Consider the following 24,128-nt stretch of genomic DNA (forward strand, 5'->3'; position numbering starts at 1 on the left):
CATTGGTAACAAAAGGATGCGCGGCCTGCCTCCGGGCGGACGGCTCCTCTTGATAAGCTTCAGAGGCACCAGATGACAGCTGACCTACCCCATGATCTTGTTCAGGAAGCGCTGCAATGGCGCCATGACCTGCACCGGCACCCGGAAATTGCCTATCAGGAACACCGCACATCGGCCTTTGTCGCCGGCAGGCTGTCCGAATTCGGCTATGAGGTGACCCGCGGCCTGGGGGGGACCGGGGTCGTCGGCACGTTACGACGCGGCAGTTCCACACGCTCCATCGCGCTTCGCGCAGACATGGATGCCTTGCCAATCCATGAACAGACCGGGGTTGCCCACTCTTCGACGGTGGCGGGGATGATGCATGCGTGCGGTCATGACGGCCATACCGCGATGCTGCTGGCGGCGGCGCGCCACGCCGCTACCCGCGAGGATCTGGACGGGGTGCTCCATGTCATCTTCCAGCCCGCCGAAGAGGTCGAGGGCGGCGCGCAGAAGATGATCGAGGACGGGCTGTTCGATCAGATTGCGCCCGACCGGATCTTCGGCTTGCACAACTGGCCTGATGCCCAGCCCGGCACCGTGGCAGCCCCGGACGGGGCGATGATGTCGGCATTTGGCACCTTCGACATCACGGTCTCGGGTAAGGGTGCGCATGGTGCCATGCCGCACCAAAGTGCCGATCCCATTCTTGCCGCCAGCCAGATCGTCTCGGCCCTGCAAGTGATTGCGGCACGCAATGTCTCGCCGCTCGACTCCATCGTCGTCTCAGTGACCAAGATGCACGGAGGCGACGCCTATAATGTGATCCCTGGATCGCTGCATCTGGCTGGCACGACCCGCTGGTTTACTGCTGAAGGTGTCGAACTGATCGAACGTCGGCTGACGGAGGTGGCGCAGCATGTGGCCGCGGGATTCGAATGCCGCGCAGAGGTCGTGCATCAGCGTCGTTACCCGGCAACGATCAACGATGCCGGGGCTGCCACCTTCGTACGCAGTGTTGCGGCAGAGGCAGGATTTGGGATTGTCTCGGCTCCGCCCTCGATGGGCGCCGAAGACTTCTCATTCATGCTGGAACGTAAGCCCGGCTGCTACATTTGGCTCGGCGCAGGCAGGAACGGTAAGAACCCGATGCTGCACTCGCCGTTCTACGACTTCAATGATGCGGTGCTGGGGGATGGCATCAGGCTATGGGACCGACTAATTGGCGCGGCCCTGGCGGCCTAGTAAGTGCTCGAGACGGGCAAGAGGCTGGTCATCCTCAATCAGACGCAGGGGGGCGTCGTTGAAATGTGGATTACGCGGCACCAATGCCCCAATCGGCAGGCCGGGTGGAGGTCTCGTGGGAAGGCGACAGACAACCCTTTTGTTGAGCCACTTAAATGGGGAGCGAAGCCGCGAGGCCAATTGCGCGCGATGGCATACAATCCATTCTGTCCGCTTTCCTTCCACGTCCCACCAGCAGCGGACAGTCGGCTTCCGGCCCCATTTCGGTCGTTTTGACCGTGGCTTGGAAGCTGAGTTGGAGCCGTAGTGAAAACCGTTTCCGTTTCGACTGCGGCGAATGTACAAGTCTCAGTGTAATCAGGCCCCCGCAACCAGATCAAAAGCCTGCTTCGTGCGGGCTTTTTTGTATAAGCTATTGTTAATTTTAATTTAATGCAGCTCATTGTTTTGAGCCCGCCGCGCTCGGAAAAAAACCGGGCTCCGGCGAGTTAAGGACTGAGGTTATCCGATCTGCACCGATACGGAGCGCATTTCCCCGGAAAATCCCCGGACCTGCATAGCCCGCCCTTCCGGAAATGTGCTGCGACAATCGCGTTCTAGCCATCGCGTTGAAGAGGCATACTAGTGATTCTCTGCCTTGTCCTCTTTGGGCACGCCGTGGCCACCTCGACCGCGCAGTTTTCCGCAGACTCAATCAATCAGCCAAGCTTTCTTGACGGCCTTCCGTACTTGGTCAATGTGCGAGGAAGACACCGGTTACGGTGGATACCGGAGCTTGTGAGAACGGATTGACGAAGCACACTCTCACTCGTTGTGCGCTGGAAGCACGAGCGGTTCAACATTTGCAGGACTCTTGGAAAAAATCCGGTTGGCCCGTGCCGCTTCGGTTTTCTGTTGCCAAGGAGCCCCGGCCCGTAGGCTTCACGCGGCTCAGACTGGGTCATCCGGCTTGGAGGACCCGTCGAAGTTCATTCGCTACATAGGGAGTTAAACCTGCCGTGACGGGATTTACTCTCGCCAAGAAACTCCGGGCCGATGCATAATTGACCTTGTCCCCCAGTTTTATCCAGTTTTGAGTTCGCTCCAGCGGTTTTGGGTTGCTGCATTTGGGGTGTAGCGGCGGGTTGCGGTGCGGAGCCATTTCGGCTGCGCAGCACCGAATCACGTCGCGGGCTGATGGTCTGAGCGAACTCGGCAGGTGTCAGCCAGCCGAGGCCGGAGTGCGGTCGGTGATCGTTGTAGTCGCCGCGCCAGTTTGAAAGCGCTGAGCGTGCATGGGTCAGTGATGAGAAGGGCGTTTCATTCAGGAGCTCGTCTCGCAGCCGCCCGTTGAAGCTTTCGATGAAGGCGTTCTGGATCGGCTTGCCAGGCGCGATGTAGTGCCAATCCACCTTGGTCCGGTCCGTCCATTGCAGGATCGCGTTGCTGGTGAACTCGCTGCCGTTGTCACTGACGATCATCTTCGGTGTGCCGCGCGCCTCGATGATCCGGTCAAGCTCACGGGCAACCCGTAGGTCGGAAAGCGATGTATCGGCGACGAGAGCCAGGCATTCCCTGGTGCAATCGTCGACGACCGTCAGCACCCGTAACCTGCGGCCATCGGTCAGTTGATCCGACACGAAGTCCAGCGACCAGTGCTCATTGGCTGCCATCGGGATCAGCATCGGGGCTCGTGTGCCGATCGCCCGCTTCCGGCAATCGCTGACGCCGTGCCTCCGGCAAAGCTCCGAGACAGGCGTACCCGCCTCGTGCTCCTTCAAAATGCCGATGATCTGTTCGTCTGTGAAACGGTTGCGCTTCATTCCCTGGTCCTCTCAATGGGCCAGAGCTTACTTCAAAATGGATTATTTCAACGGGGCAAGGTCAATACAAGACACCAGCCGAAGTCTTCCGGCAGAAGCTACTGGCGCAGATGCGCCCTGCCGGATAGCTTGGTTCCGCTCGCAAGTCGCGGTTCGGCATGAACTCACAAACTCACACCTGCATCTTTGCGCAACGAAATGTTGATATCGTTCAATGCCGCGGCATCGCCGATGCGCACCTTCAGGACCCGCCCCGGATGGACGCCGCGGCTCCCGTCAGCAGGGGAGAAGGGCTCGAGATCCGGTGAGAATTGCGCAGCAAGCAATAACAACATTCCCGCTACACAACCCAGCCACATAAGCAGTTTTGCAGCGGTCATCGTTTGGTCATCTCCTCCTGAAGGAGGAGCAACGGTTTAGATCGCTGAGAGGTTCAGGTCTTCTACCCATCTTCCGTTATCGCTCCCTGAAGGCTCGTGCGAACTGATCTGTGAACGGCTTGACGAAATAGGAGAGGGCCGTCCTCTGCTCGGTCGAGATGAACACTTCGACCGGCATGCCGGGCAGAAGCTTCGCTTGGCCGAGCTTTTTCAGTTCCTCTGCCGTGACGTCGATCCTCGCGAGATAGTAGGTTTCGCCCGTTGCGTCGTCATGGCTGGTTGCCGGGGAGATGTGCATCACGCTTCCGCTGAGTTCGGGTGTCGTGCGCTGGTTGAAAGCGGAGAAGCGCAGGCGCGCCACATGCCCCGTCTCAACCTGATCGATCGACACCGGGGAGAGCCGTGTCTCGATGGTAAGGCGTGCATCGCTGGGCACGATGGTGACCAGAATCTCGGCCGGAGTGATGACGCCGCCTATCGTGTGAACCTTGAGTTCGTTGACCACGCCCGAGATCGGCGCGCGCAGGTCGGTGCGCGACAGCAGGTCCTCGATCGCCGTTCTTCTGTCGTGCAGTTCGGAAAGCTTGGTGACGACGAGGCCAAGCTCGCGTTGCGCCTCGGTTCTAGCCTGCTCGTCGATGGCGATGATCTGGAGGCGGACCTCGTTCTTTCGGGTTCCCGCCCGCGCGATCGCTGCGGTGATCTCAGCGCGTTCGCCGGCCAGACGGGCCCGGTCCCGATCGATGCTGTAAAGCCGGCTGTGCTCGATGAGTTGCTTCTCGACCAGACCCTTCATCTTGGCGTGCTCGGCGGCGATGAGCGTGATCTCCTCGCTCTTCGATTCGCGCTGGGCTTCCAGGCCGGCCAATTCGTCGTCAATTTGGGCGATGCTGAGTTCGAGCTGCTGCTTTTGGCTGAGGCGATGTTTACGGTTGCCTTCAAAAAGGCGCGTTTCGCCCGCCATCATGAGAGTTGCCTCGTTTCCCTCGGTAGCGAGGCTCTTCGGGAACACGATTCGGTCAATGCCGTCCCGCTCAGCCAGGAGTCTGGCCTCACGGGCCGCAAGTTCGGTTGTCTGCGCGCGAACGATCGACAGTTCCGCCTTTGTCTGGGCATCCTCGAGCGAGAGCAGCACCTGTCCCTCCTCAACGAAGTCGCCCTCGCGCACAGCGATGGTGCGAATGATCCCGCCGTCACGATGCTGGACGGACTTTAGCTTCTGATCGACGGCAACAGAGCCCTGAGCAATCACGGCGCCGGTGAGCTGAGCGGTCGCCGCCCAGCCGCCGACTCCTGCCAGCAGCAGAAAGGCGAGCGTGAGGCCGGCCGTTACGTGCAGCCCGAGGCGAAAGGCGGGCTGCTCCTCTTCGGAAGGGTTGGCCGACGCGGGCCGGATACTGTTCGGCTTCATCATCATGGCGGTGCGTTCCCCAATTTCTCATAATATAGCCTGGCAGCTCAGGCGATGGCCTCCACGATGACCAGCACATGACGCCCGTTAAGAAAAATGGTGGTCTCATAGATGTCGTCACGATTGAAATCGGCCTCGATGACGGTGGTATCGGTGCCCGTCTCCGCGTTGTACTCGCTTCGGAAGCGAATTCGGGCATCGTCGTCGTCAACTTTATCGCCATAAATCTTCTCGAATTCGTCCTCGAATTTGTCGAACACCTTCTCGAATATGTCGTACTTCTTGAGCTTTACCTTGTCGCCTGCTTTGAAGTCGGTGATTTCGAATACCGTTGGTGCTGCTACAGGTGTGAACTCAAAAGTATTGTTGCCGCCGCCGCCCGCAAGAACAGCGGGTGCGCCGGCACCGGCGCGGAAATAGTCGTCACCGACACCGCCGATAGCAATCTCAAAGCCGGTGATCGTATCATCGCCAATCTCGATGCCGGAAGCGGTCCCGCAGACCAGATCGATTGCTACGCCCTGGGTGGTTGCCGAATAGTCGATCGTGTCGCAACCCGCGCCGCCGTCGTAGCGGTCGTCGTCGCCGTCTAGCGCTGCGACCACCGTGTCGTCGCCGGCGCCGCCATAGACGATATCACGGCCTGCCCCATCGTGGATCAGGTCGCCGCCGCCGTTACCGTAGAGGATTTCGTCGCCATCGCCGCCAATGAGCGTGTCTGCGCCGGCACCGCCCATGGCAATCTCGAAGCCAACAATCGCATCGTTGCCGATCTCGCTGCCGGACGCGCTGCCGTCGACCAGATCGATAACGACACCCTGTTGGCTTTCCGAGTAGTCGAGCGTGTCGCGCCCGTCGCCGCCGTCGTAATGGTCGTCGTCGCCGTCGATTGCCGCAACCACCGTGTCGTTACCGGCGCCGCCATGAACAACGTCACGGCCTGCCCCATCGCGGATCTGGTCATTGCCATTGCCGCCGCGGATGACATCGTCGCCCTCGCCGCCGTCGAGGATGTCGTCGCCTTCTTCGCCGTCCATCCGGTCGTTGCCGTCGTCGCCATAGGCGGTATCGTTGCCTAGCCCACCGATGATGAGATCGTTGCCCTTGCCGCCGAAAAGGACGTCGTCTCCGGCATCGCCGAACAGCGTGTCGTCGCCCTCTTCTCCGAATATCCGGTCGTTGCCGTCGCCGCCTGAGAGCCAGTCGCTGCCGCTCCCGCCGAAAATGACGTCGTGGCCCGAGCCGCCGAAAACCGAGTCATTGCCGCTACCCGCCAAAATGTGGTCGTTGCCGGTACCCCCGAAAATCGTGTCATCACCGCTGCGCGCATCGATGTTATCGTCACCCGCGCCGCCGTCGATCGTGTCGCGGCAAGTGGAGCCGAGAACCCGGTCGTCGGCATCCGTACCGATGATCAGATTTTCCCCGACGACGGCGAAATGCGCCGTCTGCACGACGGAAAGGGCTCCATCGGTCACTTCATAGGTAATGGTGATCGGGCCCTCCAGGCGCGGTGTTGCCTGGAAAATCCATCCTTCTGCCGACGCGGCTAGACTGCCGGAGGAGATCTGCACATTTCTGATCGAAAGCGTATCCCCATCGGGATCATGAGCGTTGCGCAGGAGGTCGGCAATCGAAATCGCAAAGGCGATGCAACTGGTGACATCCATCAGTTGGACGGGACCGGAGAGGCGCGGCGCCCGATTGACACGTTCCCCGTCGTCATCGCTGTTATCATTGCCGCTATCATCGTCGTCGTTATCATCATTGTCGTTGCTGGATGGCGGATCGGTCTCTTCTTTATCGTCATCATTGTCGCTGTCAGTGGGGGGATCACCATCGCCGCCCTTGTCGTCGTCGACGGCGTCGCTTCCGTCGGGCGTCGGCTTAATGCCAGGTGTCGGACCGGTGCCGCCATCCACCATGTTGTCGTTGGCCGGGCGCGCGGGCGCAGAGGGTAGGGACGGATCGCGCCAGGTCAAAGGCAGTTCCGGTAACAGATAGTTCGGTACTGGGTCCATGGCCAGTGGCAACAGCCTGCCTCGGCCGAGCAGTTCGATTACCTGCCCACCGCCGGCCCAACTGTTCGGCAGGATCGAGCCGGTGATCACTTCTGTGTCCGGCCGCTCCTCCTCGCTTTGCGGGGACATTTGATCGCCGGCTTCCATCATCTCGTTCGCCGGATCCGCAGGCAGGTCGTCTCCACGGGCCTTCCGTTCGGCTCGCGGTTGGGTCAGCCAGGCAGACATCATTGACATCAGATAGAGTGCTGTCCCGACCAACAACCAGGCGATCACCTTCGGGCCGTGAGCCGGACGGTCCATGCTTTCCAAAAGATAGCGTTGTGATGCGGAAGCCTCTTTTGAATCTGTTTTGGTGCCTTTTGCCTTGATAATCATGCCGGTAACCGCGCCGATAGCTGTGCGCGCCCCTGTTTTTTGCCGTCAGGATTGATCGCCGGCTCGGCACGCCGGTTCTCGCCGCCGAGAATGCCGTCCTTTGCTCCGAAGGCCGTCATTTTTCCATTTTGAACCACTGCGACAAGGTCGACCGCCGCCAGCGCGCTCGGCCGGTGCGCTATCACGACGACGATGCCGCCGCGGGCCCGCACCGCTTCGATCGCAGCCGTCAAAGCCGCCTCTCCCTCGCCGTCGAGGTTCGAATTCGGTTCATCCAGAACGAGCAGGAACGGATTGCCGTAGAGAGCGCGCGCAAGCCCGATGCGCTGGCGTTGTCCCCCCGAGAGCGAGACGCCCAGTGGTCCAACCCGAGTTTGATAACCCTCCGGCATTCGAACGATCATCTCGTGTACACCAGCTGCCTTTGCCGCCTCGACGACGGAGCGCGCCTCTGGCTCCGCAGTCAGGCGGGAGATGTTCTCTTCGATCGTCGCGTCCATCAGCGACACGTCCTGCGGTAGGTAGCCGATGTAGCGGCCCCGCGTTTCATCGGACCACTGCTCCAACTCCGCCTCGTCGAGGCGCACGCTGCCGCGCAAAACGGGCCACACACCGGTCAGGACCTTGACGAGGGTCGTCTTGCCGCCGCCGCTTGGGCCGATCACCCCGACGGCCTGGCCCGCCTTCAACTCGAAACCGACATCGGCGAGTAGGATGCGTCCCGACGACGGAGCTGCTACGGTCACGTTTTCGACCTTCAGCGATTGCGTCGGGGCGGGAAGCGGCATCGGCTGGCGGACTTGCGAGAGTGCCACCACCGTCTCCTTCAGCCGGTTGTAGGCAGCGCGTGCCGAAACAAAGTTCTTCCAGTTGGCGATGGCCAAGTCGATCGGCGCGAGTGCCCTCGCGGAGGCCACCGAGGCGGCAATGATGGCGCCGGCCGACAGTTCCCCGCTTATGGTCAGGAATGCGCCAAGCCCGAGCACGGCCGACTGCAGGATCATCCGCAGCACGCGCGAGATGGCCCCGAACGTGCCGCTGATGTCGTTGGTGCGGGTCTGCACCCGGAGGTGGGCGTCGTTGGCCGTGTTGAACCGCTGCACAGCACGGCGGGCAAAGCCCATCGCCTTGAGGATATCGGCATTGCGCGCGTTGGAATCGGCGATCGTATTGCGGTTGATCACCGCCTCGTGCAGCGCCTTGTTCCAGCGCCGTGTCATGAGCTCGGTCGCGATCGTCAGCATGGTCAGCACGAACGCGCCGCCGATCGTCAGGGCGCCAAGGAAAGGATGGAGGATGTAGACGAAGACGAGGAAAAGCGGCATCCACGGAAGGTCGAACAGCGCGATCGGTCCCTGGCTGCCGAGGAACCCACGCACGGTGTCGACGTCGCGGCCGCGCTCCAGCGCCTCCGCCGTCGAAAAGCCGAACCGCGGCATGTCGACGGCAACCTCATGGGCGAGCGGTGCCAACTTCTTGTCGAGCCGGGCTCCGACGCGGATAAGAACCTGGGAGCGGATAATGTCGAACAGGCCCTGGAACAAATAAAGTCCGACGGCGAGAACCGAGATAGCCAGGAGCGTTGCGACGGACCCGCTCGTCAGTGCCCGATCGTACACCTGCAGCATGTAAATGGAGCCTGTCAGCGCCAGAATGTTGATGATGCCGGACGTGAAAAAGAGAAAGACGAAGATGCCGCGAAATCCCTTGGTGAGCTGTTCGGCTCCCTTGCTAAGCGACGCTGCCCTGGCATCCTTGGAATGCATGTCAAATCCCCCACGCCGTCCTTCGCTGGTCGGGGCCGCCCTGTGGACGAAACAGTGGCGGCCCCTGCTGCTCTTGCTGCTCCGGCTCAGAGATTGAAGTCGCCCCCTGTCAGGCTATGGGTGCCCTTGATGCTGATCTTGAAGTCGGCATCGGTGCTGCCCGATGTGTTGCCGGAAACCACCGTGTAGTCCCCGTCTTCTCGGTTCTCGTAGGTCACGAGCAACTGTCCACGGTCGGTGATGGCATTGGACACCAGCGTGAAGCTCTGGTTGCCAGCAACTGCGCCGTCGGCATCGATCGACGAGAGGTCGAGCCGGTCGCCCGGCTGGAAGCCGAGGATAGTGTCGCCGTCCGCGTCGGCGGCTGCAAGGAAGCGGAACGTATCGTTGCCGGTGCCGCCATCCATGACGTTCACCGCAGCACTCGCGGTGATCGTGTCGTCGCCCGAACCGGTGATGATGTTCTCGACGCTCCACAGCGTGTCCGAACCTGTCTGGGAGCTGGTGACGCTGCCGCGTCCCAAGTAGCCCGTACCGAGATCGGCCGTGATGGCCACGGTGATGGCCGACATGTCCAGTGTGTCGTTGCCGGTTCCACCGTGCATGTCGTCGCCGTAGTAGGTGTCGTTGCCGTCGCCGGCTTCGGCTACAAACAGGTCGTTGCCTTCGCCCCCGAACACCGTGTCGTTGCCGGCCCCGGCGTTGATGAGATCGTCGCCACCCTGGCTGAGGATGCGGTCGTCTCCGGCCTCGCCGTAGATTATGTCCGCGTCTGCCCCGCCCAGCACGTCATCGTTGCCCGCACCGGCGAAGATGACATCCCGGCCCGTGCCGCCGTCGATGAAGTCGTCGCCGGCACCGCCGCGGATGACATCCGCACCGCCGCCACCGATCAGAACGTCATCGCCGTCAAAGCCGATGATCGTGTCTGCATCCGCGCCACCGGTCAGAACGTCGGCAGCCGGTGTTCCTACGAGGACCGGCCGAGAGACCGGTGGCAAGATGACATCGTCGTCGTCAGTTGGCGTATTACCGTCGTCTTCACCAGCGGCATCATCATCATCATCATCACCGCCCCCAAGCACGTCGTCATCATCGCCGCCGGCATAGGGAACGTCATCGTCATCCGCGCCACCGATGGTCGGCATGCCGTCAGGGGCGAAAAATGTGATGGTCTGCCCGTCGGGGCCGACCAGGGTCGTGCGCCCGTCGTCGCCGATCGTCACCTCGTAGTCGGCAATCGTCCGGCCGTATGGCAGTTCCACCACATCCTGCGAACGCAGCGTGCCGATGATGGTGTCGTTGCCGCCGTTGGAGCGGAAGTAAATCCGGTGGGCCGAGGCCAGGGCCGAGATGTCCACCGTATCATCGCCGCCATCGCCGTTGATGGTGATGGTGTTGAAGTTGAGGCTGGTTGGGCCGAAGTCGCCCACCGTCGAGACCGTGTCGTTGCCCGCCCCGGTGTTGATCGTGATCTCCTCGATGTTGTCGAGTTCCGCGATCACGGCCCCGTTGCGGGTGATGACGATCTCGGTCTCATCCCTCAGGACCGCGATCCCCGCGGCGACCGCGGCTGCCTTCGAGTAGACCACGAAGGCCTCTGCCGTGTTGTTACCGTTAACCACGAAGCGGTCGCCCACTGCGGTGTTCGTGCCGCCGTCGACGAAGTCACGGCCGTCCGTGGCGCCATTGTTGTTGGCGTTCCACGTGATCGTATCGTTTCCGCCTCCCGCGAAGATGATGTCGTCGCCCGTGCCGGCATCGATCGCGTTGGCGTTGCCGTTTCCGACGATGATGTCGTTTGCGGTGGTGCCGTTGAGCGCGTCGGACGTGGTCGTCGTGACGGTTACCCGGGCAGCATTGTTGCTGCTGAGGCTGCCGTCGGTGATGTTGTAGTCGAACCGCCCACCTGAATTTTGCGTGTCCGTCACGCTGAATGAGCCACCCGAACGAACCACGTTTAGGCTGTTCACCTGCGTGGGGTTCCCCGTGATGGAGACTGGCGAACCTTCCGGATCGGAGTCGTTGGCCAGCAACGCCCATTCCGGAACGAGGAAGGCGGTGTTGTTCGCGACGTTCGTGATGACGTTGTCGCCGACTGCGACGGGTCGATCGTTCACCGGTGTGACGCTGATTGTGGTCCTGGCCACGTTGCTGTCCAGGATACCATCGTTCACCGTCACGTCGATGACGCGGTCCTGGTTGCCCGGGTTGTCGGAGGTGCTCCGGTAGAAGATCGCCTGGATGGCCATCTGGTAGTCGGCCGTCGAGGCGGTGCCGGAGAGCGTGACTGTGATCCGTCCCTCGACCGATTCGTCCACCGTTGCCGAGATGCCTGCCGGCAGGGCTCCTACAATCAGCGAGTCCCCCAGACGGGAATTCGTCAGGACGATCCGGGCCGACACGAGCTCACCGCTGTCCTCCTCGATCCCGGGGAGCGAGGCGATCGGGACCGCATTCCCGTTCTCGGTGAAGCTGGCGGCATGATGCTCCGTCGGCGAGGCGGCCGGCACGATCACGTCGATCGACAGGTTGTCGACGCGGACGAACTCGTTTCCGCTGCTGATGTTGGAGGCAACGAAGCGGATCGCGGCGTTCACCGTGAACGGCCCCTTGAGATAGAAGCCCATCTCTGCCGGGCTGCCCCCGTCGATGATGCCGATCTGCTCGAACGTCGATCCGTCGCGGGAGAACCAGACGATCACCTGCTCGTCGGGCTCAAGGTTCGCGGTGCTCGTCGTGAAGCCGATCTTGGCGTCCGTTGCCGCGGAGAGGTTGACGGTGCGAGTGATGGTCGCCCCGCCGCCCTGGCCGAACTGCAAGGTGCCGCCCGTGATGCGGATCTGGCCCGCGGTCGGGGACGAGTTGCCGTCGCCCTGCTCTGCCCAGCCCGGCCCCCAGTTGAGTGAGCCGTTGGTATTGCCGTAGTTGCTGCTGCTGAAGTTGTCGCGGTAGTTGCCCGCCGCGTCGTAGGCATTCAGCATCAGCTTCGGCGGGGAGAGGGTGATCTCCTGGTCCTTGAACCTGAGCACCTCGATGTTGGTCAGGCGGTCGATGCCGTCCGAGACCCTGTTGCCCCCCGTGGTCGGGTTGACCTCGTCCGAGACCGTGACGTGCTCGACGGTGATGCTGCCGTCGGCGTTCCGCGTGATGGAGTAGTTCTCCCGCACGTCCCAGTAGACCGCAACGTCCACGTCGCCTTCCTTGCCGCCGTCGACGATCTCGCGGACGATCGAGAGCTGGCCCGGGTTAAGCGTTCTGTCGAACATGGTCTGCTGGAGGGTCTTGCCGCCGAACTGCGCCGTCGCGCCGTCGACGACCTCGCCCTTCATGTAGTCAGACTCGAGGTAGATTTTCGAGTCCATCCCGTCGGCCGTGTATGCGACATCATCCTTGACGATCCGGATGCGGACGTTGAGCCACTTGTCGCCGTCGATGATGTCGTTGCCGCCGCCGCCCTTGATCGTGTCGCTGCCGCCGCCACCGAGCAGGATGTCGGAGGCGTCGTCCGTGTTCATCACCGCCGTCTCGGTCTTGCCGTCGGCCCCGGTGAGCGTGAACCGTTCGAGATGCGCCACGAGATCGGCGAGGCCGTCGACCAGGTGAAGGTTCTTCTCCAGCAGCGCGTTGGAGTAGGACTCAAGCGGGGCATCGGGGCCGATCTGGGCGGCGTTGCCGTTGGCGTCGAAGGCGCCCATGACCACGTCACGGCCAGTCAGCTTATCGTTGAGCTTCCAGCCCGACAGGCCCTCCACGAGGTCGAAGCGGTCCCGCAGGATGTTGTTCTGCTGGTTCTGGAAGATCGTGATCGTCATATCCGAGTCGGCGGCCTGGTTGTGGCCCTTGTGGATAGCCCAGTCGAAGCCAGCCATGCCATTGTTGCGTTCGATGCCCTCATTCTGGAACATGATGTCGTCGCCGGACTCGGCGTCGTAGTCGTTGTCGTTCCCGCGACCGTTCAGGACATCGTGGCCAATGATGGTCGAGTTGAAGAATAGCTCGGAATTTTCACCCGCTAGGGTGTCGAAGCTCTCGCCGCCCTCGATCCAGTCGTCGCCCTCATTGCCTTTCAGGAAGTTGATGCCCGTGCCGCCGCGGATGAAGTCGTTGCCCAGGCCGCCGGAGATGTCCTTGGCCTCTGTGCCGCCGTAGATGAAGTCCTGGCCGCTGCCACCGAAGACGAGGTCGAGGCCGCTGCCCGGGTTGATGACGTCGTTGCCTGCATCGCCATGGATCACGTCGCCCGCGCCGATGTCGGTGCCGCTGTCAACGATGATGTCGTCGCCGTCGCCGCCGTGGAGATGGTCGACGCCGTAGCCGCCCTCGAGATAGTCGTCGCCGCCGTCACCCCAGAGCGTGTCGTCGCCGTCGCCGCCGATCAAGGTCTCGCCCCGGTTCGAGCCGCCAAGCACGACGTGGTCGGTGCCGGTGTAGCGCAGGTAGTCAACGATCCCGTCATTGTTGGTGTCCTTGCGGATCACCATCGGGCTGATCGCGCCGAGGATCGGATCGTCGTGCAGCGGATCGTCCCCAATCTGCTTGTGTCTCTCGATTTCGAGGATGTGGTCAGCAGTCTGGAAGGCGGCGCCATTGATGTGAGTTGAACGATCGTCGCCGAGGCTGGTGTTGCGCATGATGAGCTGAGCGAAGGAGTCAGCCTCGAGCTCGTTGAGCAGGTTCAGGCCCTGCGTGCGGCTCAGGTAGTAGAACCGATCGCCCGCCTGGAGCTGCTCCATCTGGTACTCGAAGACGTACGTGAAGGTGGACCCGAGCATCGACCCGAAGGTCATCTTCTTCTCGGCCAGGCCGCCAATCCAGAAGTCGACGTCGTTGAGGCCGCCGAGCCTCCCATCCTCCGTGTCCCCGTAGGCACCCTGTCCGTGCAGGAAGTCTAGCCGGTCGGCCGGAGCGCCATTGCCACCCATCACAAGCAGGGTCGCCGCCGTGCGCTTGGCCTCTAGTGTGGTGGCTGCGGTGATCGAGGCATGAGTGCCGTAGGCCGCAATGAAGTTGATCACCGAGGCGGTGTTCTTGAGCGAGAGCGCGAAGTCGTACCAGCTCTCGTAGGGCTTGACGCGGGTGTCCTGGGTGTCGGCGAAGAACTGCTTGCGGGCCTCGTTGAGCGAAGGCACGCCGGTCTCACGGGCCCGGGCGATGTTGGTCGCACCCAGGTCGAGCGGTAGGCCGACGAGGTTGTTGCGCAGCGCGCCCGTCAGGAACTCGTCAATCTCGTTGCCGACCTGGCGGCTCATGCCGTTCAGGATGGCACCCGCCGCCTCGTTGGGGTTGATGCCCGCATTGCCGAAGGCGAGCGGGTTGAGGAACGCCTCGATCAGGCCAATATCGCTCTGGACCGGATTGCCCTGAGCATCGGTGTGGACCATGTCGATGGTCTCGGTGAGCATCGAATGGCCGAAGCGGTACACCACGTGGGCGAACTCGGCGACGATGGCGCCGGAGACGGTGGTGGAATTGGAGAACAGGAAGGGGTCGACGTCCGGCGCGACGGCGCGGGCGAACTCCTCGAAGACCAGGTGCTGGTAGACCATCTCGGTCGTGAAGCGCCCCGCCTGGAAAAGGCGCTCGCCATCCCAGACCAGGGCATCGATCTCAGCCTGCGTGGTCGGGATTTGCGTCACGTCGACGGCCAGCCACTCGTTGAGGAACGCGAGATCCCCAGACTCAAGCGCGATCTTCTTCGTCTCATCGATGATCCGGTTGTGCTCGGAGTGGAAGACGTGGTGGATCGAGGTCAGGCCGATGTTCTCGTTGCCGCGTCCGTCGCCCACGATCACGTGCCTGTCGAGAAGCTCGTTGTCGTAGGTGGTGTTGACCCCCATCTGGTTCGCGATGATGGGGTTGCCGGCGATGCTGTCGTCGTCAGCGGCCTTGATTCCGTCCGCGACGCCGTCATGGTCGAGGTCGTACATGCCAGGAGCGGCGTTGTGGGCGATGTCATTCAGGAACGCACGCCCGGCTGACATTGCATCCGAGGCTGTGATTGGATCGGCAAGGTTGCCCTCCACGAAACCATTGGCCGTGACGAGCTGCGGGAAGCCGTTCTCGCCGCGCACGAACTCGCCGTAGACATCGGTCAACAGGCCAGGAACGCGCAGGATGTCCATGTCGGTCAGGAGGATGCCGAGCTTGGTTGCCGCCTGTTCCTTGACGTCGGCCCAGGTGGCCGGGCCGCCGTTCTGGCCCTCGAGCATGCGTCCAGTCGCGACGGGCTTGCCGTCGACCAGCGTGTACTCGCGCAGGAAGACCTGGTGCGACGGATTGGAGGTATAGACCTGGTTGAGGTCGATCCACGGCGTGGTCTCGTTCCGGTGGCCGAGGAGGACGTCGTCATCCGTGCCCAGTTCCCCGTCCGCGCCCGCGCCCATCACCGGGGTGGCGCGCGTCAGGACCATGAAGTTGGTGTGGCTGCCGTCCACGTAGAGCGGGTCATCGGGCTGGAGCGGGATGTAGACGGTGCCGTTGTCGCCCTTGCTGACGAGATCGAGGCCGTGGTCGAAGAACTGACCGAACAGGGTGAAGAAGCCGTTGAAGGGCGCCGTATCGCCGAGGTCGGCGGACACGTTGTCGATCATGACGGTCTTGGGCGTCATCTCGATGTAGTCGATACGGGCGAGTTCCAGCGTACTCGCGGTCGCCCTCAACTCGACGACCGATTCCGGGCCGATCTTAACGTTCTCGAAGGTGATGGTGCGGAGGTTCGCGGCCTGGGCGCCGTCACCGGGCTGGTTCGGGGCATCGAGCATCCAGTTGCCGACCTTCTTGCCGTCGACCCAGAGTTCCATGGGGATGGCGCCGTCGTTCTCGTCCAGGTAGGCGATCTTGATGTCATTGAATACGGATGCAGCCTCGTTTGACGACACATTGGTCGAGGCCGCTCCGCTCTGGTTGGGACCAAGGCGGATCACCGTGTTTCCGGACGTGCCGCTGATCGTCTCCCTGAAGAAGGCACCGGGATTGGTGAAGTCCTCCGCCTCGATCCTGGTCGCGGTGCCGTATACGTATTGAGCCTTGCCCTGAGCGATGAGAGCCTTGATGGCAGGGTTGTCGGGGGACTGGTCAGAGATCAGGTTCGAGATGATGCGAGGATCGGCATCCCACACGTCGCCAGTGTTCCCGTAGTGCGTCGGCTCCGGACTTGCCGGCGACCCGGGCCCCTGCGCCCCGGCGGGTCTATGATCGGCCGGAACGTACTTCGGATTGAGGAGACGCGGCATGATCTGGTCTGCGGCGCCGTTCCACTCTTGGCCGGCGATCAGGTTGTTGTAGCTGCCGTCTACTGTGCGCAGTCCGTAGGGAAGCAGGTCATGGCTGACCAGTTCCGTAAGCGGGGTCGACTCGGGGCCGTCATGGGCCACCGAGTTGGCCTCGGCAGTCTTGATCTGCTTCAGGATGAATTCGAGATCGTGCTTGACCAGTTGGACCATTTTAGCCTCACGTTTGAAATGCGGCAGTCAACCTGCCCGCCAGGACTGCGGGAACGAACCTGCATAGCCGTGTTTGGCGGGCGCCGTTCCTGGACTATTTTGCTCTGTGTCAGCGAACGGGAGCTTCGCAGTGTTCCAGACTGACCGACAATGCCCCGGGGTCACCTCCTCCGCATCTTCTGTTGGTCCAATCGTTTGTTGGACTTCCAGCGGATAGGCATTGGACCCTCGGCCGGTAGCGCGATTGGACCAAAGGCGGATGCGGGCTACTGAATTTCGTGACACGCACGCGTTGGCGAGCACGCGGATCAACTGAAGTTGACTTAACGTTAGGGGGGGTGCATTACAACTTTTCCACGCATGTGGCTATCCAGGCGAGTATTTGCCTGAACCAGCGCGAGTATAGCGTACCCGGGGTTTGCGACGGGGGCATCAGTGGGGACGGTCAAATTGAGAGTGGCCAGATTTCGATCGCTGTCGATGCAGTTCCTTGTTGTCGGCGGGCTGCTAACGGTCGCAGTCATGGCAGTCGCGGGTTATCTGATCACAACCATGGTAGCCCGCGACACTGTCGGCGCCACTGCCGCTTCGACGGCCCTCTTTATGCAGGCGATTACGGGCAAGCACATTCCCCATTTGAGCGGGTTTCAGTCGCTGGATTCAGAGACAGTGCAGGACCTGGAATCTCTATTTGCTGCGGATGCATTCAAGCAAAGGTTTCCCTTCGTCGAAATCTGGTCGCCTGAGAGCACCGTCCTCTACTCGACTAGTCGGGAACTCATTGGCCAGCGCTTCGATCCCCCTGCGGGCCTTCAGCGGGCTCTGGCGGGTGAGGTGGCGGCCGAATACACGGACCTGCAGGCAAGGGAACACAGTTCGCGCGGATTTAGGTCGCAGTTCCTCGAGGTTTACAGCCCGCTTAGAGCGGTAGACGGACGCATCGTAGCCGTCGCAGAAGTCCACGAGTCGGCCGAACCGTTGAGACAGCAGTTGGCCCACCTGGAGGCCACCACTTGGGCGGTTGTCGGGGGATCGACCCTCCTGTTCGTTGGGGGCCTATTTTCAATCGTCCATCGCGGAAGCAGGACGATTGAACGTCAGGACGCGGAGCTTCGACAGCGCCTCGCCAAAGCGCAAAGCATTTCCGAGCAAAACAGCGTCCTGAAGGACCGCGCGCGCAAGGCCTCGGTCAGGGCATCGGATGTGAACGAGCGGTTTCTAAAGGCGATTGGTGCGGACCTTCACGACGGCCCTGTCCAACTCCTCGCCTTCGCCATTCTCCAAGCCAGCCATCTCGCGACCGTCAACAAAACCAACGAGCGCGAAACCTGTATCAGTATCCTAGTGTCGACGCTCCAGCACGCGACGCGGGAAATCCGCGCGATCTCAAAGGGTTTGCTGATGCCGGAGTTGGACGACCTGCCTCTAAAGTCAGTTGTGATGGAAGCCATCAATGCCCACGAAATGAGGACTGGGACAACGGTAGAGTTTGATCTCGATGAGATAGACGTAAAAATGTCTCCTGTCGTGACCGCCTGCGTCTACCGTTTTATGCAGGAAGGCCTCAACAACGCCTATCGGCACGGCACGGCAGACTGGCACAAAGTGGAAGCCCGTCTGGCGAATCAGGAACTGGCGGTAGCTGTCCTCAACCCTGTGGGACCGCCGAAAAAACGCGCGGTACGCGGCGACCGAGGGTTGGGTCTCGTCGGCATACGCAGCCGGGTGGAAAGCCTAGGCGGCAACGTCACCTTCTGCATCCGCCCGGACGATGCCGCCAGGCTCGAGATGCGCCTCAATGTCGGAGATGATGTGTTCACCCTACATCCTGACAAGTTTGAATAGACCGTATGGACGACGCTTCTGCTGAAGGGACACATTTACTAATATAGGCGATGAGCGGCTTTGCTTCGAAAGAATATACGCCAGAATTTACCAATAATTAATTTTTCGTTTCCGCTAAAATTCTAATTATGTATCCTTTGCGTTCAAAATTGAGGCGGAGGTGATTGGGTTATGGGCGAGGTTACCCTAGCATTCATTGATGACCATCCTGTACTGCTTGAGGGGATCGGGAAGATATTTTCCATGGACCGCGCCTTCAGAGTGGTCGCGAGCGGCAGTTCTGCCTCAGACGCGATTCACATCTCCAGGCAGTTTCGGCCAGACGTTCTCGTCATGGACCTGAACATGGAAGGCAATGCATTCGAGGCGATAGGATGGATCGCCCGGGCCGCGCCGGAAACGAAGGTGGTTGCCTTTACTGCGGCTTCCGGGACGGACGCGGCAGTCAAGGCGCTGGAGGCCGGAGCCAGCGGCTATGTTTTCAAGGGTAGCACGACGGAAGAGCTACGTAGAGCCATCTTTGCGGTTCTCAAGGGTGGAACCTTTATTTCACAAGAGGTCGCACTCAGCGTGATCACCGCCTTGCGTAGCAGCAAGAAAGGTCATGATCTTGATCGCAATGCGCTCAAGCTGAGCGTCCGCGAACAGCAGGTGGTCAGCTTCCTGCTACTCGGAAAAACAAACCGCGAGATCGCCGCCGAACTGGGAATCGGCGATAAGACGGTTAAGCATTACATTGGCATCTTGCTGCAAAAGCTTCAGGTCAGAAATCGGACCGAACTGGTTCTTGCCGCACAGAGGCTGCCTCATGTAACGGCATCCCCGATCGGCGACTACCTCAATTAACTCAAGCTATGGCTTGCTTGGTGCCACGCTGACACGATGGAGGGCTGTTTCTACGCAAGGTCGCCCGCCACCAAATGTGCCGGCTGACTAGAAGAGTCATTCTGGTCTGTCCATTTCCACCTGCGTTACACCTTGGCCGCTATGATGTCTTACAAAAGCAATCGATCTGGATTGAAATGACCAATGGCTGCTCAGGGTCACTGGCACTGGCCTGAATGTCCGCTCCTGATGCTTGTATCCGTGATTCAAGAAAGGCCTACTCAACTCATTTTCGCTGAAGCGGAAATTATTTCCGCTTGAGCCGTCTCACTGAAGTGAAATGTACACTTGCACTTGGGACCATTGCGCGTGAGCGGAAATTTCCGCTCACGGTTCGAAGGTAATGTCTAGACGACCGACTGTTAGTGGCGGGTTTGCGCCGCCATTTCGGTCGTTGAGATGAATGTTTCGCACGCCCGTAAGCAGACGCTTGGACCATCTGTGACCGGCGCGGAGCGTTATGGGCATTGCGCACTTAGTCGGATGACGTCGAATTGCAGGAAGCAGCGGCTGACACTTCTGTCCTGTGCTACTCGGCAAGTTTACCCCCAAGCGCCGGAGAGGCCATGTAGCGGATAGCGGCTTCGATCTCTTCCTCAGAGCAGTCTTCACAGGCGCCCTTGGCAGGCATGGCATTGAATCCATCCATGGCACGCTGGAGAACCGTCTCGAAGCCTGCTTTCAGGCGTCGCTCCCATTGCACGCGGTCGCGCAGCTTGGGCGAGGACACCATGATGTTGGAAGGCGCGTGACATGCCGCACAGGAGGATTCGTAGACTTCCTTTCCGACGTTCCAGTCCGAGGAATCAAGCTGAGCCTTGCTCGTCAGCGACTGCGAAAATGCCGCAGGGATCGCGAGGCCAATCAATATGGGGAGGAGGATAAGCACGTACCGCATGGCCGATGTCCCTGTGGATGAGCCGGACGGGCGAACCCGCCCGGCTGATCGGCCTTACTGGCCTTCCTTGGCGCTGAACATCTGCTCGGCATAGATGACACCGAGACCATACCCGCCAGCATGTTCCTTGGCGATGTCCATCGTGCCGGCATAGGTTTCGCCGCGGGCCCAGTCGCGCTGGAGTTCCAGGAGGTACTGAACCCAGGTGATCGGGATTGCCCCCGCCGCGACCATCCGCTGAACGGCCATGTCATGCGCCTCGTCCGTGACCCCACCCGAGGCGTCGGTGACGACATAGACCTCGTATCCGTCTTCAATGGCGGAAAGCGCCGGCAGCACGACGCAGACCTCAGTCCACAGTCCAGCCATGACGATCTTCTTCCGTCCGGTTTCTTTAATGACGCGAACGACGTTGTCATCTTCCCAGGTGTTCATCGTGGTACGATCGATCGGCTTCTGATCGGGGAAGACCGCCTGAATCTCGGGGAAGATCGCGCCCGAGAAGCTGTCGGCGGCGACAGTCGTCAGGATCGTCGGCACGTTGAAGAGCGCGGCGCTCTTGGCCAGGCCAACAGCATTGTTGCGCAGCTCCGCCACATCGATGGACTTGGTGGCAAACGCCATCTGCGGCTGGTGGTCGATCAGGATCAGCGAGTGATTGTCCGGGGTAAGTAGGCTGTTGGCCGCGGGAGCAGCCTCGGCTGCGTAAGTGCCGAGGCTGATCGGCAGCGCGACAGCAATGGCCTTCAGAGTGTCGAAGAAGCGCATTTTGGAACTCCTGGTAATCTGACAGAGGCGGGAATGCCTCTTCACGGCCTAGAGTTGATGGGTTTTTCATGCCGGAACAATTGCCTATTGCGGGAATATTGAATTCGATATTATTGAATAATCCCTGACAAGCCTCGGAGCCCTCCCGGACCGGCCATTGCAACGAAACAGAGACAGATGATCCGAGATCTTGCCACCTTGAGAACGCTTGTGACGATCGCAACCGCGGGAAGCTTTGCCGGTGCCGCTGAGAAGCTGCGGATCTCACGGGCCATGGCCAGCAAACACATCGCGGACCTGGAAACGGAACTCGGCGTCAAGCTCATCAATCGCACGACGCGCCATCTCAGCCTCACGGAGGCAGGTCAAACGCTTACCGCGACGGCAACCACGATGTTCGGCCTGATCGAGACGGCCGAGCAGGAAATCCGCGCGTCGAGGGCCACGCCCCGCGGCACGCTGCGCGTCAATGCTCCCATGTCCTTCGGCATCCGGCATCTCGGGCGGATCGTGAGCGAATTCCTCAAGCAATGTCCTGAGGTCGAGGTCGAACTCACGCTGAACGATCAGGTGGTCGACGTTGTCGAGCACGGCTATGACGTCGCCATCCGCATCCGCCAACTCGAGGATTCATCGCTTACAGCCAGGTATCTGGCTCCGGCCCGCATGGTGGTTTGCGCCTCGCCCGAGTATCTGGAACGGCGGGGCAAGCCTGCGCATCCGCGCGATCTCGAGGGGCACGATTGCCTCGTTTATGACTATCTTGCCCGGCACGGGACCTGGAGCCTTGAGCGGCAGGGGGAGCGCGAGGACGTGCGCGTGCGCGGGCGCATGCGCGGCAACAATGGCGACGTGCTCATGCAGGCGGCCATAGACGGGCATGGCATCACGCTGTCGCCCACCTTCATCGCCCATGAGGCTTTGCGGGCCGGCACCCTGAAACCTGTCCTGGACGACTGGTCCATCGTTGCCCCGGCCTTCTTCGCCGTGATGCCACCGGGCCGCGTCGACGTTCTGAAGGTTCGGGCCTTCCTCGATCACCTCGCGCGATCGCTTGGCAAGGAACCCTATTGGGACCGCGAACTCCGGCTTGGGGATTGAGGTCTCTCGCTTGCCGATGTGACAAAGCGGACTGGAAAGGCCTTTAGGGGACTGTGCTGTCCCCCTCCAGAATATTCCGCTGCCGCGCGATCTCGGTCGCCAGGAAATCAAGGAAGACGCGAACGCGCGGTGAATGTCGCATATCGGGGTGGGTAAGCAGCCAGAGATCCGCAGCGAAGTCGGGCTGCGGATCCGAGAGCCGGCTGAGGGCGGGGTGCGCATCCCCGATGAAGCATGGCAAATAGCCTATGCCGATCGCTGATTCGATCGCCCGCGCAAGGCCGAGCACGGCGTTCACCCTGTAGACGATCCGTTCCGGCGGAACGTGCCGCTGGACGAACCGGACCACGTTCAGTCCCGCGAAGTCGTCGTCGAGCGAAACCCAGTTGCGCCCGAACAAAGCGCCGTCGCTTGCTTCGCTGCCAGAAGCGGTTTCGGCGCTTGAACCATAGAGAGCCCACGCGATCCGCGCGACGCGTCGGCCCACCAGATTCTCGGGTGGAGCATCTGTTGCGCGGATCGCCACATCGGCATCGCGCTTTGACAGGTTGAGCGCCCGGTTGGCCAGGACGATGTCGAGGCGGATCTGTGGATAGGCTGAACGGAAGCGGGCGAACAGCGGCGTCATCAGATGAACGAGGAGGGAGTCGTTGGTGGTGACGCGCAACTCGCCCGCGGGAGAAATCTCGCGAGCCATCGCTCGGCGGGCAAATGCGGCAATCTCCTCGTCCATTCGCTGACCGAGTTCCACCATCTCCTCGCCGATAGGCGTAGGGACGAAGCCTCTGCGATGGCGCTCGAAGAGCTTTGCCCCCAGTGCCTCCTCGATCTGTGCAAGCCGCCGGAAGACAGTCGAATGGCTGACGCCGAGTTGTTCCGCGGCGGCAGGCAATCCCTGCCTGTCGGCCACCGCCGTCACAAGGCGGAAGTCATCCCATGGCAGCGTTTTCAGTTGATCGGTCATCCTGTCCTCATTCGATGCGGGGCCGGCGTGCTCTTTTGAAGGCCGATTTCCCTGCCATTGCAACAGCCGTTGCAAAATTGCGCTACCGCCATTGCGCCGATGCAATCAACAAACCCTAGTGCCCGCCCGCCTTTTCCCTATCTTCTGAAGCAAGGGCATGAAAGCACGCCCCCGTGAAGGGAGATTTCAGATGGTTGAGAACGGCATTCATCACGTCACCGCGATATCTGGCCTAGCCCGCCGCAACCTGGATTTCTACACCCGCGTCCTTGGTCTCAGGCTGGTCAAGAAGACCGTAAACTTCGACGATCCAGCGACCTATCACCTCTACTATGGCGATGAGAGCGGGACACCTGGGACGATCTTGACCTTCTTCCCATGGGAGCACGTTGCACCCGGGCGGGGCGGCATTGGCGAAACGATAGAGACCGCCTTCCGGATTCCAGAGGGATCCATCGGTTACTGGACGCACCGTTTCCTTGAGAAGGGTGTCGAATATGATGCGATCATCAGGCGCTTTGGACAGACGGTACTTTCCTTCAGGGACCCCGACGGCATGCGTCTGGCGCTGGTCGCCCACCCTGGCATCGGGAACGAGGCTGCGTGGGCTGCGGCAGACGTGCCCTCAGAGCATTCGCTCCGCGGCCTTCACGGCGTGACCCTGCTCCTGCGCGAGGCTGCTCCGACCGGCGCGATCCTGACGGACGTGTTCGGCTTCTCAGAAGCAGGGCGAGAAGGCTCCATCGTTCGCTTCAAGGCCGCAGAGACCAGGCTTGGCGGTATCATCGACATTCATGCTGTCGGCGACTTCCTGCGCGGGCGACAGGGTTGCGGATCGGTGCACCACATCGCCTTCCGTGCTGCAGATGACGAGGCGGAGTTCGCGATGATGCGAAAGCTCGCCGAAAATCATGGCATCCGCACCACCGAGCAGAAGGACCGGAACTACTTTCGCTCGCTCTATTTTCGCGAACCTGGCGGCGTCCTGTTCGAGATCGCGACGGACATTCCGGGCTTCGCTGTCGACGAGCCGATGGCCGAACTCGGTCAGTCGCTGAAGCTTCCGTCGCAATACGAGTCGCGGCGGCAACAAATCGAGGCACGGCTGCCAGACCTGGCGGCCTGATTGCAAGGTGTCTTTTGACGCCGGGCGTCGGATGAACCGACGCCCGGACAACGAGAAGCCTGGACGGACTGCGAGACGGATCGGCCGACCTGCCGATCCGAGCGGTCGCGC

Annotated in this window: 13 protein-coding genes and 2 pseudogenes; 5 read left to right on the plus strand and 10 right to left on the minus strand. The window is 61.3% G+C overall.

Annotated elements, in window-relative coordinates:
- Window positions 1-72: 72 nt before the first annotated feature.
- The gene (locus tag JNC62_RS00045) at window positions 73-1,227 is read left to right on the plus strand and encodes an amidohydrolase (RefSeq protein WP_374834836.1); all 1,155 of its coding nucleotides are present in this window, start codon (window positions 73-75) and stop codon (window positions 1,225-1,227) included.
- A gap of 1,062 nt (window positions 1,228-2,289) precedes the next feature.
- On the opposite strand, the pseudogene JNC62_RS00050 reads toward JNC62_RS00045, so the two are convergent.
- The 7 genes and pseudogenes from JNC62_RS00050 to JNC62_RS00080 all read right to left on the minus strand — a co-directional run.
- Window positions 2,290-2,921: pseudogene (locus tag JNC62_RS00050) on the minus strand (IS3 family transposase); the annotation flags it as partial.
- A gap of 51 nt (window positions 2,922-2,972) precedes the next feature.
- Window positions 2,973-3,029: pseudogene (locus tag JNC62_RS00055) on the minus strand (hypothetical protein); the annotation flags it as partial.
- 164 nt (window positions 3,030-3,193) lie between these two features.
- The gene (locus JNC62_RS00060; RefSeq protein WP_374834837.1) at window positions 3,194-3,409 is read right to left on the minus strand and encodes a hypothetical protein; all 216 of its coding nucleotides are present in this window, start codon (window positions 3,407-3,409) and stop codon (window positions 3,194-3,196) included.
- A gap of 76 nt (window positions 3,410-3,485) precedes the next feature.
- Window positions 3,486-4,826, minus strand: coding sequence for an HlyD family type I secretion periplasmic adaptor subunit (locus tag JNC62_RS00065; RefSeq protein ID WP_445482857.1), 1,341 nt, complete (start codon window positions 4,824-4,826; stop codon window positions 3,486-3,488).
- Window positions 4,827-4,867: 41 nt separating this feature from the next.
- Window positions 4,868-7,219 (minus strand): calcium-binding protein, encoded by a 2,352-nt coding sequence (locus JNC62_RS00070; RefSeq protein ID WP_374834838.1) that lies wholly within the window; start codon window positions 7,217-7,219, stop codon window positions 4,868-4,870.
- Window positions 7,216-8,985 (minus strand): type I secretion system permease/ATPase, encoded by a 1,770-nt coding sequence (locus tag JNC62_RS00075; RefSeq protein ID WP_374834839.1) that lies wholly within the window; start codon window positions 8,983-8,985, stop codon window positions 7,216-7,218. The genes JNC62_RS00070 and JNC62_RS00075 overlap by 4 nt, the downstream gene beginning before the upstream one ends.
- An 86-nt stretch (window positions 8,986-9,071) precedes the next feature.
- Entirely contained in the window at window positions 9,072-16,430 is a 7,359-nt protein-coding gene (locus tag JNC62_RS00080; protein WP_374834840.1) for a peroxidase family protein, read from the minus strand.
- Between the two features lie 480 nt (window positions 16,431-16,910).
- Between JNC62_RS00080 and JNC62_RS00085 the strand changes: the two genes are divergently transcribed.
- Both JNC62_RS00085 and JNC62_RS00090 read left to right on the plus strand, forming a co-directional pair.
- Complete coding sequence (locus JNC62_RS00085) at window positions 16,911-18,275, plus strand: sensor histidine kinase (RefSeq protein ID WP_374834841.1); 1,365 nt, start codon at window positions 16,911-16,913, stop codon at window positions 18,273-18,275.
- A gap of 171 nt (window positions 18,276-18,446) precedes the next feature.
- Window positions 18,447-19,121, plus strand: coding sequence for a response regulator (locus tag JNC62_RS00090; RefSeq protein ID WP_374834842.1), 675 nt, complete (start codon window positions 18,447-18,449; stop codon window positions 19,119-19,121).
- A gap of 568 nt (window positions 19,122-19,689) precedes the next feature.
- Here JNC62_RS00090 and JNC62_RS00095 read toward each other — a convergent pair.
- The gene (locus JNC62_RS00095) at window positions 19,690-20,058 is read right to left on the minus strand and encodes a c-type cytochrome (RefSeq protein WP_374834843.1); all 369 of its coding nucleotides are present in this window, start codon (window positions 20,056-20,058) and stop codon (window positions 19,690-19,692) included.
- A gap of 54 nt (window positions 20,059-20,112) precedes the next feature.
- Complete coding sequence (locus JNC62_RS00100; RefSeq protein WP_374834844.1) at window positions 20,113-20,826, minus strand: hydrolase; 714 nt, start codon at window positions 20,824-20,826, stop codon at window positions 20,113-20,115.
- A 177-nt stretch (window positions 20,827-21,003) separates the two neighbouring features.
- Between JNC62_RS00100 and JNC62_RS00105 the strand changes: the two genes are divergently transcribed.
- Window positions 21,004-21,927: a LysR family transcriptional regulator gene (locus tag JNC62_RS00105; protein WP_374834845.1), complete on the plus strand. Its 924-nt coding sequence runs from the start codon at window positions 21,004-21,006 to the stop codon at window positions 21,925-21,927.
- Between the two features lie 43 nt (window positions 21,928-21,970).
- Here JNC62_RS00105 and JNC62_RS00110 read toward each other — a convergent pair whose 3' ends face one another.
- Window positions 21,971-22,996: a LysR family transcriptional regulator gene (locus JNC62_RS00110; RefSeq protein ID WP_374834846.1), complete on the minus strand. Its 1,026-nt coding sequence runs from the start codon at window positions 22,994-22,996 to the stop codon at window positions 21,971-21,973.
- Between the two features lie 85 nt (window positions 22,997-23,081).
- Between JNC62_RS00110 and JNC62_RS00115 the strand changes: the two genes are divergently transcribed.
- Entirely contained in the window at window positions 23,082-24,017 is a 936-nt protein-coding gene (locus JNC62_RS00115) for a ring-cleaving dioxygenase (RefSeq protein WP_374834847.1), read from the plus strand.
- The last annotated feature ends 111 nt before the right edge of the window (window positions 24,018-24,128 follow it).

It is taken from the genome of Mycoplana ramosa (genome assembly GCF_041930185.1).
GTDB lineage: Bacteria > Pseudomonadota > Alphaproteobacteria > Rhizobiales > Rhizobiaceae > Mycoplana > Mycoplana ramosa.